The sequence below is a fragment of the Pseudomonas sp. 21 genome (genome assembly GCF_000955805.1).
Taxonomy (GTDB): Bacteria; Pseudomonadota; Gammaproteobacteria; order Pseudomonadales; family Pseudomonadaceae; genus Pseudomonas.
Window position 1 is genome coordinate 288,732 of sequence record NZ_JYOA01000007.1, and the last position, 14,179, is coordinate 302,910.

The 14,179-nt window shown below is 66.6% G+C and carries 11 protein-coding genes; 1 reads left to right on the plus strand and 10 read right to left on the minus strand.

The annotated features are described in order from the left end of the window. Positions 1-28 precede the first annotated feature (28 nt). From UB43_RS16820 to UB43_RS16835, 4 genes are all read right to left on the minus strand, one after another. The gene (locus tag UB43_RS16820; RefSeq protein WP_045213141.1) at positions 29-1,153 is read right to left on the minus strand and encodes an ABC transporter permease; all 1,125 of its coding nucleotides are present in this window, start codon (positions 1,151-1,153) and stop codon (positions 29-31) included. Positions 1,154-1,156: 3 nt separating this feature from the next. Continuing rightward, entirely contained in the window at positions 1,157-3,892 is a 2,736-nt protein-coding gene (gene rbbA, locus UB43_RS16825) for a ribosome-associated ATPase/putative transporter RbbA (protein WP_045213143.1), read from the minus strand. Next, positions 3,889-4,962: an HlyD family secretion protein gene (locus tag UB43_RS16830; protein WP_045213146.1), complete on the minus strand. Its 1,074-nt coding sequence runs from the start codon at positions 4,960-4,962 to the stop codon at positions 3,889-3,891. Before UB43_RS16830 ends, rbbA begins: the two co-directional genes overlap by 4 nt. Positions 4,963-5,192: 230 nt before the next feature. Then, positions 5,193-5,606 carry a flagellar basal body-associated protein FliL gene (locus UB43_RS16835; RefSeq protein WP_045213149.1) on the minus strand — a complete coding sequence of 138 codons (414 nt, stop codon included), beginning with the start codon at positions 5,604-5,606 and terminating at the stop codon, positions 5,193-5,195. 162 nt (positions 5,607-5,768) lie between these two features. Here UB43_RS16835 and UB43_RS16840 point away from each other — a divergent pair, with 162 nt between their 5' ends. Continuing rightward, entirely contained in the window at positions 5,769-6,746 is a 978-nt protein-coding gene (locus UB43_RS16840) for an NADPH:quinone oxidoreductase family protein (RefSeq protein ID WP_045213152.1), read from the plus strand. A 124-nt stretch (positions 6,747-6,870) separates the two neighbouring features. On the opposite strand, the gene UB43_RS16845 is transcribed toward UB43_RS16840, so the two are convergent. The 6 genes from UB43_RS16845 to UB43_RS16870 form a co-directional block, all read right to left on the minus strand. Then, positions 6,871-8,394, minus strand: a complete 1,524-nt coding sequence (locus tag UB43_RS16845; protein ID WP_045213155.1) for a malonyl-CoA synthase — start codon at positions 8,392-8,394, stop codon at positions 6,871-6,873. A gap of 9 nt (positions 8,395-8,403) precedes the next feature. Then, entirely contained in the window at positions 8,404-9,723 is a 1,320-nt protein-coding gene (locus tag UB43_RS16850; RefSeq protein ID WP_045213157.1) for a malonyl-CoA decarboxylase, read from the minus strand. A 24-nt stretch (positions 9,724-9,747) separates the two neighbouring features. Then, positions 9,748-11,205 carry an amidase gene (locus tag UB43_RS16855; RefSeq protein ID WP_045213159.1) on the minus strand — a complete coding sequence of 486 codons (1,458 nt, stop codon included), beginning with the start codon at positions 11,203-11,205 and terminating at the stop codon, positions 9,748-9,750. A 175-nt stretch (positions 11,206-11,380) separates the two neighbouring features. Further along, positions 11,381-12,415, minus strand: a complete 1,035-nt coding sequence (locus tag UB43_RS16860) for an extracellular solute-binding protein (RefSeq protein ID WP_045213161.1) — start codon at positions 12,413-12,415, stop codon at positions 11,381-11,383. 21 nt (positions 12,416-12,436) lie between these two features. Further along, a complete protein-coding gene (locus UB43_RS16865; RefSeq protein ID WP_045213163.1) occupies positions 12,437-13,243 on the minus strand; it encodes an ABC transporter permease in 807 nt (268 codons plus the stop codon). Then, entirely contained in the window at positions 13,243-14,169 is a 927-nt protein-coding gene (locus UB43_RS16870) for an ABC transporter permease (protein WP_045213165.1), read from the minus strand. The genes UB43_RS16865 and UB43_RS16870 overlap by 1 nt, the downstream gene beginning before the upstream one ends. Between the last annotated feature and the right edge of the window lie 10 nt (positions 14,170-14,179).

The window sequence follows — 14,179 nt, forward strand, 5'->3', positions numbered from 1 at the left end:
CATGGCGCGCTCCTACAGGGGCTTGGCATCAGGCCATCTGCCCGATGGTCCGGCGGAAGCGCCACAAGGCGCCGGCGAAGAACGCCGCGCCGATCCCGACGATGGCCAGCAGTTGCGGCCAGACGATGGACAAGTCCGCACCGCGATAGAGGATCGCCTGGGCCAGGCTGACGAAGTGCGTGGTCGGCGCCGCCAGCATGATGTTCTGCACCAGCTCCGGCATGCTCTCGCGCGGCGTGGTGCCGCCGGAGAGAATCTGCAGCGGCATCAGAGTGAGGATCACCAGCAGCCCCAGTTGCGGCATCGAGCGCGCCACGGTGCCAATGAAGATGCCCATGGACGTGGTGGCGAACAGGTGCAGCGCCGCCCCCAGCAGGAACAGCCCCACCGAGCCGCTGATCGGCACATCCAGCCAGCCGCGGACCACCAGCTGCAACGAGATCGCCGCCGCCACCAGCACCACGGTGCCCATGGACCAGACCTTGGCCATCATGATCTCGAAGGCGGTCAGCGGCATCACCAGCAGGTGCTCCACCGTGCCGTGCTCGCGCTCGCGGATCAGCGCGGCGCCGGTGAGGATGATCGACAGCATGGTGATCTGGTTGATCACCTCCATTACCGCGCCGAACCAGGCCTGGGTCAGGTTCGGGTTGAACTCCATGCGCACCGCCAGCTCCGCCGGCATCGCCGCTTCGGCGCGGTAGCGGCTGACGAATTCGCGCACCTCGGTGCCAACGATGTTCTGGATGTAGCCGGCGCCGGAGAAAGCCTGGCCGGTCTGTGTCGCATCGACGTTGACCTGGATCGCCGGCTGTCGCCCGGCCAGCACGTCGCGCTGGAAGTCCGGCGGGATGTCCAGGGTGAAGGTGTACAGGCCGACGTCCATGCCACGGTCCATCTCGGCATGGCCGATCATTTCCGGGATGCGGAAATACGGTGGCTGGAAGGCGTTGATGATCCGCGTGGAGAGTTGCGACTGGTCCTCGTCGACGATGGCGATAGGCGCGTGGTGCAGGGTTTCCGGCACCCCGGTAGCGGAGCTGTAGACGCCCAGGGTGAAGGCCCAGGCGATCAGGATCAGCATCGCGTAGTCGCGGCCCAGGCTGCGGAATTCCTTGATGCCGAGGTTGAAGATGTTCGCCAGCTTGTTCATGGCTCAGTCCTCCTGCTTCTTCAGGCAGGCCACGCTGAGCAACGTCAGCACCACGATCATCGCCGCCAGCGGCAGGTAGTAGACCCACAGGTCGGGGAAGCCCAGCGCCTTGGAGAAGGCGCCACGGCTGATGATGAGGAAGTGCGAGGTCGGGTAGAGCTGGCCGATGAAGGCTGCCGCGCCCTCCAGCGACGACACCGGGTGGATCAGCCCGGAGAACTGGATCGCCGGGATCATGGTGGCGATGGCGGTACCGAACACCGCGGCGATCTGGCTCTTCATGAAGGTCGAGAGCAGCAGGCCCAGCCCGGTGCTGGTCACCACGTAGAGGAACGCACCGACCAGCAGCGCGAGGAAGCTGCCCTTGAGCGGCACCTGGAACAGCAGCACGGCCATGGCCAGCATCAGCACGAAGTTGATCATGCCCATGCCGATGTAGGGCAGCTGCTTGCCCAGCAGGAATTCCAGGCGCGTGACCGGCGTGACGTAGAGGTTGGTGATCGAGCCCAGCTCCTTCTCCCGCACCACGCCCAGGGCGGTGAGCATCGCCGGGATCATGATCAGCAGCAGCGGGATCACCGCCGGCACCATGGCTTTCAGGCTCTCCACGTCCGGGTTGTAGCGGTAGCGCACCTCAGTGCTGGCCGCCGCGCTGGCAGCAGCGCTGCCGTTCTGCCGGGCGAGGTCGGCCAGGTAGCTGGCGTGCAGCCCCTGCACGTAGCCGAGCACGGTATTGGCACGGGTCGGCATAGCGCCGTCGATCCACACGCCGATGGTCGGGTCGGCGCCACGCTTGAGGTCGCGGCCGAAGTTCGGCGGGATCTCCACCGCCAGGCTGATGTCGCCGCTGCGCAGGCGGCGCTCCAGGTCGTCCGGGTCCTGGATCGCCTGCTTCTCGATGAAGTAGCGCGAGCCGGCGATGTTCAGCGCGTAGGCCTGGCTGGTGGTGGTCTGGTCGCGGTCGAGCACCGCGTAGGTCAGGTCCTCGACGTCCATGTTGATGCCGTAGCCGATGATGAACATCAGCAGCGCAGTGCCGACCAGCGCCAGGGTCAGGCGGATCGGGTCGCGGCGCAGCTCCATGGCCTCGCGTCGCGCGTAGCTGAACAGGCGCAGCCAGCTGAAGCGATCGCTGCCCTTGTAGCGCGTGGATTCAGTGGTCGGTTCCGGCGCAGGGGCCGTTTCCGGCACTGGCGCGCTGCCAGCGGCTTCTTCCAGGTAGGCGATGAAGGTGGCTTCCAGCGTCGGCAGGCCGCGCTTGTCGATCAGCCCCTGCGGGGTGTCGCTGTCGAGCACCTTGCCGGCGTGCATCAGCGAGATGCGGTCGCAGCGCTCGGCCTCGTTCATGAAGTGGGTGGAGATGAAGATGGTCACGCCGTCGTTGCGCGACAGCTCGACCATCAGCTCCCAGAAGCCGTCGCGGGCCACCGGGTCGACGCCCGAGGTGGGCTCGTCGAGGATCAGGATTTCCGGCTTGTGGATCACCGCCACGGCCAGCGACAGGCGCTGGCGAATGCCCAGCGGCAGGCTGTCGGGCAGTTCGTTGCGGACCTTGCCGAGGTCGAAGCGCTGGAGCATTTCCTCCACGCGCGGGCCGATCTGCTCGGCCGGCAGGTGGAAGAGTTTCGCGTGCAGCTCGAGGTTCTGCAGCACCGTCAGCTCGGCGTACAGCGAGAACGCCTGGGACATGTAGCCCACGCGCCGGCGGGTCTCCATGTCGTTGGCGTTGACCGGCTGGCCGAACAGCGCGCAGGTGCCTTCGCTGGCCGGCAACAGGCCGGTGAGCATCTTCATGGTGGTGGACTTGCCGCAGCCGTTGGAGCCAAGGAAGCCGAAGATTTCCCCGCGCTCGATGCGGAAGCTCACATGGTCGACCGCGACGAAATCGCCGAAGCGGCAGGTCAGCCCCTCGGCTTCGATGGCGATCTGCGGTGCACCGTCATTCTGCGGACGAGGGGGAATCACCAGCTTGTGGTGGCCGGCACGCTTGCTCTCGGGCAGCAGCGCGATGAACGCCTCCTCGAGGTTCTGCGTCGATGTCTGTTCACGCAACTCGGCGGGTGTCCCGGTGGCGAGCACCTTGCCCTCGTCCATCGCCACCAGCCAGTCGAAACGCTCGGCCTCTTCCATGTAGGCGGTGGCCACCAGCACGCTCATGCCTTCGCGACCGGCGCGGATACGGCCGATCAACTCCCAGAACTGGTTGCGCGACAGCGGGTCGACGCCAGTGGTGGGTTCGTCGAGGATCAGCAGGTCGGGATCATGGATCAGCGCGCAGCACAACCCGAGCTTCTGCTTCATGCCCCCGGACAGCTTGCCCGCCGGTCGCTCGGCGAAAGGCGCCAGCCCGGTGCTCTGCAGCAGGTCGGCGATGCGCCGCTCGCGCTCGGCCTTGTCGTGGCCGAACAGGCGGCCGAAGAAGTCGACATTCTCGAACACCGAGAGCGTCGGGTAGAGGTTCTTGCCCAGGCCTTGCGGCATGTAGGCAATGCGCGGGCACACCGCGCGGCGATGGCGCACATCGCGCATGTCGCCGCCGAGCACCTGGATCTCGCCGTCCTGCATCTTCCGCGCGCCGGCCAGCAGCGCCAGCAGGCTGGACTTGCCGACGCCATCCGGGCCGATCAGGCCGACCATGCGGTTGGCCGGAATTTCCAGGCTGACGTCGTCCACTGCGCGGGTCTCGCCATAGCGCAGCGAGACGCCAGCCAGACGGGCCACGCAGTCGGCGGCGTTCATTGCGGAACCTTGATCTGCAGGTCAGCCGGCCATTCCACCTGCGGGTCGAGGCGCATGTAGGCCATGCCCGGCACGCCGGTCTTCACGTAGGTGATGTATTTCTCCAGCAGGCCCGGATCCAGGCGCGCCTTGACGCGGAACATCAGCTTCTCGCGCTCGTTTGCGGTCTCCACGGTCTTGGGCGTGAACTGCGCAACGCTGGCGACGTAGGACACCTTGGCCGGGATCACGTACTCGGGCACCGCATCGATCACCAGGCGCACTTCCTGGCCCAGCTCGACCTTGCCGGCCTGGCCCGAGGGCAGGAAGAAGGTCATGTAGACGTCGGCCAGGTCGACCATGTTGAGCAGCTTGCCGCCGGCCGGCAGGACCTCGCCCGGCTGCGCCACGCGGTACTGCACGCGGCCGTTGCGCGGGGCCTTGAGGTCGCTGTCGTCGATGTCGGCCTGCAGGCGCACGGTGCTCGCGGTGGCGGCCTCGATGGCCGACTGCGCCTCGATCACCTGGGAGCTGGCGGCAGCGATGCTGGCCTGAGCCGAGATGACCTGGGAGCGCGAAGCGGCCAGCGCCGCCTGGGAACTCTGCAGGGCAGCGCGGTCATCGTCGAGTTGCTGTTGCGGCAGGGCGTTGCGCTTGACCAGTTGCTCGGTGCGGGTGAAGCGCTTCTGCGCAGCGGTCAGCTCGGCCTGGCGCTGGGCGACCATGGCCTCGGCGGTGGCCTTCTCGCTGTGCCGCTGGGCCACCAGGGACTCGGCAGTGAGCTTGGCATTCTGCGCCCGCCGCACTTCGGCCTCGGCCTGCGCCAGCTGGGCCTTGAGCACCTGGGTGTCCATGCGCGCGACAACCTGGCCGGTCGTCACGAAGTCGCCTTCGTCCACGAGGATTTCCGCCACCCGCCCGGCGAGCTTGGTCGCGACATCCACCTCGGTGGCTTCGATGCGCCCGTTGCCGCTGGCAAAACCTTCGCCCAGCCCGGTCGGCTTGAACGTCTGCCAGGCCAGCGCGGCGAGCACGGCCACCACCAGCACCGCGAGACCGCGGGTGCGCCAGCTTTTTGCGTTTCCTGTCATCCGATTTCCCCTTTGTCCAGGCGCTCGAATTCGAGCGGATCATGAGGGGATGTTCGGCGACCAGCGGCAAACGGGGTTTGATTCAGGTCAGGCGTGCGCCGGAAATTTCCTACGCGCCTTATGAGGCGGGGCTTTCAGCCAGGCATTGCGGCGAGCAGCCGCAGCCAGGAGAGAGCAGCGCCTGCCGTGCGCAGATGAGTCGCGCTCATGCAGGTGCCGCCCGGAAGGGGTCAGGGCTGAACGATCAGATTGTTGAACAGCAGGTCGTCCACCAGCGGCTTGCCTTCCTCCTGCTGGAGGGCGGTCTGCACCTGCTTGAGGGCCTCCTGGCGCAGCTTTTCCTTGCCGTCGACGCTGCCGAGGGAGTCATCGGTCTGCTGGGCGAAGAGCATCACCAACTGATTGCGGATCAGCGGTTCGTGGTGCTCGACCTTCTCGGAAGCCTCCTTGCCGGTGACCTTCAGCGCGATGTCGGCCTTGAAGTACTTCAGGCGCGGACCGCTGCCATAGTTGCCCACCAGCGCCGGGGTGAGGTCGATGAACACGGGCTTGTTGGCGTCTTCCGGCTTGGCTTCCTCGGATTCGGAAGCCACGACGAAGGTACTGAAGGAAAAGGCCAGCAACAGGGCGAGGAAAGCTCTCAAGGCAATGTCTCCGGATTCGATGGGCAAAGGATAGCCACACTCGCGCCGCCGCCCAAGCTATATCGGGGCATAAGCCCAGGCCATGGTGATTTGCCCCCTGTGCCCGCGCTCCTACACTGGCCCTCTACTCACAAAGAAGAACCTCCAACGGAGTACGTCCTCATGAAAGCCGTGCTGTGCAAAGCCTTCGGCCCCGCCGAAACCCTGGTGCTGGAAGACATCGCCAGCCCCGAGCCGAAGAAGAACGAAGTCCTGCTGCAGGTGCATGCCGCCGGGGTGAACTTCCCCGACACGCTGATCATCGAGGGCAAGTATCAGTTCAAGCCGCCCTTCCCGTTCTCCCCGGGTGGCGAAGCCGCCGGTGTGGTCGGCGCGGTCGGTGAGAAAGTCACCCATGTGAAGCCCGGCGACCGCGTGATGGCGCTGACCGGCTGGGGCAGCTTCGCCGAGGAAGTGGCGGTGCCCGGCTACAGCGTGATGCCGATCCCCGACGGCATGGACTTCGCCAGCGCCGCCGCCTTCGGCATGACCTACGGCACCTCCATGCACGCGCTCAAGCAGCGCGCCAACCTGCAGCCGGGCGAGACCCTGCTGGTGCTCGGCGCCTCCGGTGGCGTGGGCCTGGCCGCCGTTGAAATCGGCAAGGCCATGGGCGCCAAGGTGATCGCCGCCGCCAGCAGCGAGGCCAAGCTGGAAGTGGCCAGGGCCGCCGGCGCCGACGTGCTGATCAACTACAGCGAAGGCAGCCTGAAGGACAAGCTCAAGGAAATCACCGGCGGCCAGGGCGTGGATGTGATCTACGATCCCGTCGGCGGCGACCTGTTCGAGGAAGCCTTCCGCTCCATCGCCTGGAACGGCCGCATGCTGGTGGTCGGTTTCGCCAGCGGCACCATCCCGTCGCTGCCGGCCAACCTCACCCTGCTCAAGGGCGCCTCGCTGGTCGGCGTGTTCTGGGGCTCCTTCGCCCAGCGCCAGCCGCAGGACAACGCGGCGAACTTCCAGCAGCTGTTCAAGTGGTTCGCCGACGGCAAGATCAAGCCGCTGGTATCGCAGACCTTCCCGCTGGAGAAAGCTGCCGACGCGATCAATCACCTGGGCCAGCGCAAGGCGGTGGGCAAGGTGGTGGTGACCGTTCGCTGATCGCTGCCCGCGACATGAAAAAGCCCCGCATCAGCGGGGCTTTTTCATGTCGGAGGAAAACCTGTAGGAGCGCGCCATGCGCGCGATCGCGGGCGTGGCCCGCTCCTACAGGGAGACTCCGGGTTCAGGAATACAGCGCCTTGAACTGCTCGCGCAGCACGTTCTTCTGCACCTTGCCCATCACGTTGCGCGGCAGCGCATCGACCACCATCACCCGCTTGGGCTGCTTGAAGCGCGCCAGCTTGCCGTCCAGCGCGGCGAGTACCTGCGCCTCGCTCGGCGCCTGGCCCTGGGTGGCCACCAGCACAGCGGTAACGCCCTCGCCGAAGTCAGGGTGCGGCACGCCGATCACCGCCGACTCGACCACGCCGGGCAGGGTGTCGAGGATTTCCTCCAGCTCCTTGGGGTACACGTTGAAGCCGCCGCTGATGATCATGTCCTTGTTGCGGCCGACGATCTGCACGTAGCCACGCTCATCGACGAAGCCGATGTCGCCGGTCATGAAGTAGCCGTCCGCGCGCAGTTCCTCGGCAGTCTTCTCCGGCATGCGCCAGTAGCCCTGGAACACGTTCGGCCCACGTACCTCGATCATCCCCGGCTCGCCCTGAGGCAGCGGAGTCGGCTCGGACTGCGAAGGATCGGTGATGCGCAACTCGACCCCCGGCAGCGGGAAACCGACGGTGCCGGCGATGCGCTGGCCATCCAGCGGGTTGGAGGTGTTCATGCCGGTCTCGGTCATGCCGTAACGCTCGAGGATGGCCATGCCGGTGCGCTCGGAAAACGCCTTGTGGGTCTCGGCGGTGAGCGGCGCGGAGCCGGAGATGAACAGGCGCATGTGCGCCACCGCCTCGCGGGTCAGGCCGGGCTGGTCGAGCAGGCGGGTGTAGAAGGTCGGCACGCCCATCAGCAGGTTCACCTGGGGCAGCAGGCGGAGCATCTGTGCAGCATCGAACTTGCTGAGGAAGAGCATCGAGCCGCCCGCCATCAGCAGGCTGTTGCAGGCCACGAACAGGCCATGGATGTGGAAGATCGGCAGCGCATGGAGCAGCCAGTCCTCGCCGGTGATCTGCCAGGCATCCACCAGTGCGCGGGCGTTGGAAACGAGGTTGCCGTGGCTGATCATCGCCCCCTTGGAACGCCCGGTGGTGCCGGAGGTATAGAGGATCGCGGCAAGGTCGCTGGAAGCGCGCGGCACGTCGACGAAGCGCCCCGGCTTGCCATGCACGGCATCCATCAGCGAGCCGTCGCCCTGGTCGCCGAGGGTTGCCACGCGGGCCACGCCGCTGGCTTCGGCCAGTTCGCGGGCCTGGGCTTCGAAGGCCGGCGCGCAGACGAACAGCGAAGGTTCGGCGTCGTCGAGGAAGTAGCGCAGCTCGTCGCCGGTGTAGCCGCTGTTGAGCGGCAGGTACACCGCGCCAACGCGCAGCACGGCGAGGTAGAGCATCACCGTCTCGGGGCTCTTGTCGACCTGCACGGCGACGCGGTCGCCCGGCTGCACGCCGAGCTCCACCAGCGCATGGGCGAACTGCGAGGTACTGCGCAGCATGTCGGCGTAGCTGTAGCCGCCGCCCAGGGGCGTGCGGATGAAAGGTTTGGACAGGTCGCTGGGCAGGTGCTTGCCGACTTCGGCGAAAAGGCTCTGGTTCATGGTGAGGTCCTAGCGTTTTGTTTTCGCCGTCAGGGTCGCGAGCTTGCGCACCTCGGGTGAGGCCGCGACCGCGCCCTGGTTGGCGTAGGCTTCGTGGTTCTTTTCGATCTGGCGCAGTTCGTAGCGGTAGTTGACCATCAGCCCGGCGGCCTGGCGCAGGCCGCTGGCGGACAGGTCGCCACGCCAGTTCAGGCGCTCCAGGCGGGCGCCGTTGCCGAGGTGGAAGCGCGCCACCGGGTCCAGCGGCAGGCCTGCACCGTTCTTGGCGTGCAGGAAATATTCGGCGGCCAGCGCCAGCAGCGGCTGCTCGGTGCGCGGTGGTGGCGGCGCGTCGGGCTTGAGCGCCTTGAGCAGCTCGGCGGCGGCCGCGCCCAGTTGCGGGTCGTCGCCCAGCCCATCGAGCCAGCGACGGAACCCGGGTACCGGCGACAGGGTGACGTACTGGCGCAGGCCGGGAATCTCCCGCGCCAGCTCTTCCACCACCTGCTTGATCAGGAAGTTGCCGAAGGAAATGCCGCGCAGGCCGTCCTGGCAGTTGCTGATGGAGTAGAAGACGGCGGTGTCGGGTTCTTCCGCCGGTTGATCCGCGGGCTTCGCATCCAGAATGTCGGCGATCGCACCCGGCATCGCGCGGGTCAGCGCCACCTCGACGAAGATCAGCGGCTCTTCCGCCAGCGCCGGGTGGAAGAACGCGAAGCAGCGGCGGTCGGCCGGTTGCAGGCGGCTGCGCAGGTCATCCCAGTCCTTGATGGCGTGGACGGCCTCGTACTTGATGATCTTTTCCAGGATCGACGCCGGGGTCGACCAGTCGATACGCCGCAGCACCAGGAAGCCACGGTTGAACCAGGACGCCAGCAGGTGCTGCAGGTCGTGGTCCACGGCTGCCAGCTCGGGTTTGGCCTTGAGCTCACCGAGCAGCCGGCGGCGCATGGCGATCAGCTCGGCGGTGCCGCCCGGCGCCTGGTTGAGGCGGCGGAACAGCTCCTGGCGCGGCGGTTCGCTGGCCTCGAACAGCTTCGTGGTGTTGGCCGACGAGGGATCGTCGAGATAGCGCTGGCAGGCTTCGGCCAGCGCGTCATGGGGCGGCGCGAAGTCCTTGAGCAGCGTGTCGAAGAAAGCCTTCTGCTGCTCCTCCGGACAGTCGCGGTAGGCGCACAGCACCTGCCGCGCCAGCGCCACGCCGGAGGCCTCGCCGTGGCCGGAGATCAGTTTGCGGCAGGCCTGCGCCAGCGCCTGGGCATTGCCCGGCGCCGGTTCGCGCGACTCCAGCAATTGCCGGCCGCGCTCGCTGATGCTCTGCAGCAGTTCCTGGAAGAAGCTGATATTCATGCGTCCCCCTCGCTTGTGGATAAATCAGTCGCCTTTCAGCATCGGCGGCGGACAGCGCTGGTACCAGCGCGAAGCCTGCTCGTAGGCGTGGGCCAGTTGCAGCACGGCCATATCGGCCTGGTGCCTGCCGATGATCTGCAGGCCCATGGGCAGGCCCTGCTCATTGAAGCCCACCGGCACGTTGGCCGCCGGGCAACCGGACAGGGTGGCCGGGATCACCACTTCCATCCAGCGGTGGTAGGTGTCCATGGCCTTGCCGGCGATCTCTTTCGGCCAGTCCCAGCTCTTGTCGAACGGGAACACCTGGGCACTGGGCAGCAGCAGGTAGTCGTAGCGCTCGAACAACTGGCTGATCGCGCGGTACCAGTCGCTGCGCGCGGCGGAGGCGCGGAATACGTCCATGGCAGACAGCTTCAGGCCGTTCTCCACTTCCCAGATCGCCTCGGGCTTGAGCAGCTCGCGCTTGGCCGGGTCGGTGTAGGCCGCGCCGAGGGAGCCGGCGACCATCCAGTGCCGCAGGGTGCGCCAGGTGTCCCAGAGGCGCTCGGGCGAGAAGCCCATGGCGGTGTCCTCGACGTGGCAGCCGATGGCTTCGAAGTCGGCGAAGGATTTGCGGCACAGCTCCAGCACGCCCTTCTCCATGGGCAGGTGGCCGCCCAGGTCGCCCAGCCAGCCCAGGCGTGCACCCTTGAAATCACGTTCCAGCTTGCCGGCGAATTGCTCGCCACTCTCGGCGATGGACAGCGGCGCACGTGCGTCGCCGCCTGCCTGCACCGACAGCAGCAGCGCCACGTCGCGCACGCTGCGGCCCATGGGGCCTTCGTAGCCAAGCTGGTCGATGAACAGGTCGGCGCTGTCGTCGAAGGGCACGCGGCCCTGGGACGGACGGAAGCCGACGATATTGTTGAAGGCCGCGGGGTTGCGCAGCGAGCCCATCATGTCGCTGCCGTCGGCCACCGGGACCATCTGCAGCGCCAGCGCGGCCGCGGCGCCGCCGCTGCTGCCGCCGGCGGTGCGATCGGGCGCGTAGGCGCAGCCGGTGGCACCGAAGATCGGGTTGTAGCTGTGGGAGCCGAGGCCGAATTCGGGGGTGTTGGTCTTGCCGATGATGATCGCGCCGGCCGCCTTGATGCGCTCGACCATGATGCCGTCGCGCTCGGGCAGGTAATCGCGGAACAGCGGCGAGCCGAGGGTGGTGCGGATGCCCTGGGTCAGCGACAGGTCCTTCACCGCGTGGGGCAGGCCGTGCATCCAGCCACGGTACTCGCCACGGGCCAGTTCGGCGTCGCGCTGGTCGGCTTCGGCCAGCAGGAGATCGTCCGGTTGCTGGCTGACGATGGCGTTGACCGCCGGGTTGTAGCGCTCGATCTGGTCGAGGTGCGCCTGCATCACTTCGCGGCAGGAAACCTGGCGCAGGCGGATGCGCTGGGCCAGTTCGTGGGCCTGGAGCTGGACGAGTTCGTTGTGCTTATTCTGGCTCATGGAACGAGGCCTTTTTTCATCAGGGCTTCCCGCAGCGGGAAGGTTCAGTCGGGTTCAACGGCCCCGCCGGCTGGCAAGGCTTCAATCGAATATCCTGTTCGCCGGGCCGCACGCTGCCGGCGCGCCCACGAAAGTGGACGCGAGCAGCGTCGGTCGGTGGCTTTCCCGGTCGGGATCAGCGCATCAGGTTGGTCCAGATCCGGTCGGCCAGGCGGATCGCGCCTTCGCCGCAGGTCTTGCTGAACACCACCTTGGTGCCCTCGGGGATGTGCAGTTCCGGCGCATCCTTGAGGCTGGCATCGAGGAAGGGTTCCACGCCCTTGATCGGGCTCTGGTGCTTGAGGAAGTTCTGGGTCATCGCCGAGTTTTCCGGCTGGCTGAGGAAGGCGATGAACTTCTTCGCGTTCTCCGGGTGCTTGGCGCCGGCCGGGATCACCAGGTTGTCCACCCAGGCCATCACGCCCTCTTTCGGATAGAGGTACTTCAGGCTGGATTTCATCTCACGCGCACGCATCGACGAGCCGCCCCAGAACATCGACATGTCGACTTCGCCCGAGGCCAGGTTCTCGCGGATCGAGCCGGCCTTGGAGCTGTAGGTCTTGACGAAGGGCTTCTGGGTCTTCAGCAGGGTCAGCACCTGCTGCATCTGCTTGGGGTCCTCGCTGCACAGCGGGATGCCCAGGTAGAGGCTGGCGGTGTCGATCACTTCGCTGGCCGAGTCGAACATGTTGATCTTGCCCTGCAGCTCCTTCGGCGGAGTGAACAGCACCGAGTAGCTGTCGGCCGGGCCGCTGTATTTCGCGCTGTCCAGCACCACGCTGGTGGTGCCCCAGATGAAGGGCACGGCGTAGGCGCCTTCCGGGTCCCAGGCGGGCTTCTTCAGGTTGTCCTCGACGTTGGCGTAGTACGGCTGGCCGGCCGGGTCGAAGCGCTCCAGCAACTTCTCCTGGATCAGGATCGGCACGAACTGGTGCGAGGGAATGGCCACGTCATAGCCGGTGCCGCCCTGCTTGAGCTTGGCCAGCAGAGTCTCGTTGGAGTCGTAGGAATCCACGGTGACCTTGATGCCGGTTTCCTTCTCGAACTTCTCCAGGATCTGCGGGGTGAAATAACCACTCCAGCTCACCACGTTGAGTTGCTCGGCGGCCTGTGCATGGACAGCCATGGCCAGCGTCAGCGAGGCCCCTACAGCAGCGATCAGTTTGCTCATCTTCTACTCCGGTATGTGGGCTCAGGCCTTCTTCTTGCCGAGCAGGTAGGACAGGGTTACGAACAGCACGGAAACGCCGAGGATCAGGGTCGACACCGCATTCACATCGGGCGTCACGCCCATGCGCAGCAGGCCGAAGATGAAGATCGGCAAGGTGGTGGTGCCGGCCTGGGAGACCATCATCGAGATCACGAAGTTATCCAGCGAGACGATGAAGGCGAGCATCACGCCGGAGAAGATCCCCGGCATCAGCAGCGGCAGGGTGACCTTGCGGAAGGTCCGCCAGGGCCCGGCGTAGAGGTCGGCGGCGGCCTGCTCCAGGGACAGGTCCATGTCGTTCAGGCGGGCACGGATCGGCAGGTAGGCGAACGGGATGCAGAACACCGTGTGGGCGATGATCAGGTTGCCGTAGCCCAGCGACAGGCCGAGGGTGGAGAACAGCGCCAGGGTGGCCACGCCGACGACGATCTCGGGCAGCACCAGCGGCAGCATGATCGCTCCCATGGACAGGCGCAGGCCCTTGAACTTGGCCCCGCGCGAGGTGCCCAGCGCGGCCAGGGTGGCGATCGCGGTGGCGATCACGCTGGCACACACGGCGATCAGCAGGCTGTTGCCGGCGGCCTGGCGCAGCGCCTGGTTGGCGAAGGCGCTGCGGTACCAGTCGAGGCTGAAGCCGGTCCACACGGTGGCGGACTGGTTGGCATTGAACGACAGCACCACCAGCACCACGATGGGCGCGTAGAGGTACAGGTAGAACAGGAAACTCAGGACGCCGAAGCCACGGAAGTCCTGTACGCCCAGACGGCGCTTGGTCAGCAGCGAGAGCATCATTCACCTCCCCGGGCGATGCGCAGGCGCTCGGCGCGCATCGCGTAGAACATCAGCACCAGCATCACCGCGCCCATCAGCACCAGCGACAGCGCCGCACCGAAGGGCCAGTTCCGCGAGTCGCTGAACTGCCGGAAGATCAGGTTGCCGAGCATCATCTTGGTACCACCGCCGAGCAGCTCGGGGGCGATCATCGCGCCCAGGCAGGGCACGAAGGTGAGGATGGCGCCGGCCAGGATGCCCGGCCGGGCGATCGGCAGGACCACCTTGCGCAGAGTGCGGATGCGCCCGGCGTAAAGGTCCTGGGCCGCTTCGAGCAGGCGCATGTCCATCTTCTCGAGGGTGGCGTAGATCGGCAGCACGACGAAGGGCGCGTAGGTGTAGACCAGGCCCAGCAGCACGGCGCCGTCGGTGTAGAGCAGGTTCAGCGGCTGGTGGATTAGCCCTAAGCTCATCAGCGTGCCGTTGACCACGCCGGTGCCGCGCAGCAGCAGGATCCAGGCGTAGGTACGGATCAGCAGGTTGGCCCAGAACGGCACGGTGATCAGGAAGATCAGCAGGCCGCGACGGTGCGCCGGCTGCATGGCCAGCCACACCGCCACCGGGAAGCCCACCAGCAGGGTGATCGCGGTGGTCGCCGCGGCGATGCCGATGGAGCGCAGCGCGATCATCACGTAGGAGTCGGCGAAGGCCAGGCTGTCGTCGAGCTGGCGCTCGAACAGCAGCGAGACGTAGGCGTCGATGCTGAAGTGCGGGTTCACCCCGCCGTAGGGGTTGGCCTGCATCAGCGAGTAACCGACGACGATGAAGATCGGCACGATCAGGAACAGGCCGATGGACACCAGCGCGGGCGACACACCAAGGAAGCTGCGCAGCGCCTGGCGCCGCTCCAGCGCATTGCCGGAGGTTGTGGATAACCGGTTCATGCTCACCTCC

Coding starts and splice junctions, on each gene's coding strand:
- UB43_RS16820 (WP_045213141.1), bottom strand. CDS start 1,153: ATGAACAAGCTGGCGAACATCTTCAACCTCGGCATCAAGGAATTCCGC.
- rbbA (WP_045213143.1), bottom strand. CDS start 3,892: ATGAACGCCGCCGACTGCGTGGCCCGTCTGGCTGGCGTCTCGCTGCGC.
- UB43_RS16830 (WP_045213146.1), bottom strand. CDS start 4,962: ATGACAGGAAACGCAAAAAGCTGGCGCACCCGCGGTCTCGCGGTGCTG.
- UB43_RS16840 (WP_045213152.1), top strand. CDS start 5,769: ATGAAAGCCGTGCTGTGCAAAGCCTTCGGCCCCGCCGAAACCCTGGTG.
- UB43_RS16845 (WP_045213155.1), bottom strand. CDS start 8,394: ATGAACCAGAGCCTTTTCGCCGAAGTCGGCAAGCACCTGCCCAGCGAC.
- UB43_RS16850 (WP_045213157.1), bottom strand. CDS start 9,723: ATGAATATCAGCTTCTTCCAGGAACTGCTGCAGAGCATCAGCGAGCGC.
- UB43_RS16855 (WP_045213159.1), bottom strand. CDS start 11,205: ATGAGCCAGAATAAGCACAACGAACTCGTCCAGCTCCAGGCCCACGAA.
- UB43_RS16860 (WP_045213161.1), bottom strand. CDS start 12,415: ATGAGCAAACTGATCGCTGCTGTAGGGGCCTCGCTGACGCTGGCCATG.
- UB43_RS16865 (WP_045213163.1), bottom strand. CDS start 13,243: ATGCTCTCGCTGCTGACCAAGCGCCGTCTGGGCGTACAGGACTTCCGT.
- UB43_RS16870 (WP_045213165.1), bottom strand. CDS start 14,169: ATGAACCGGTTATCCACAACCTCCGGCAATGCGCTGGAGCGGCGCCAG.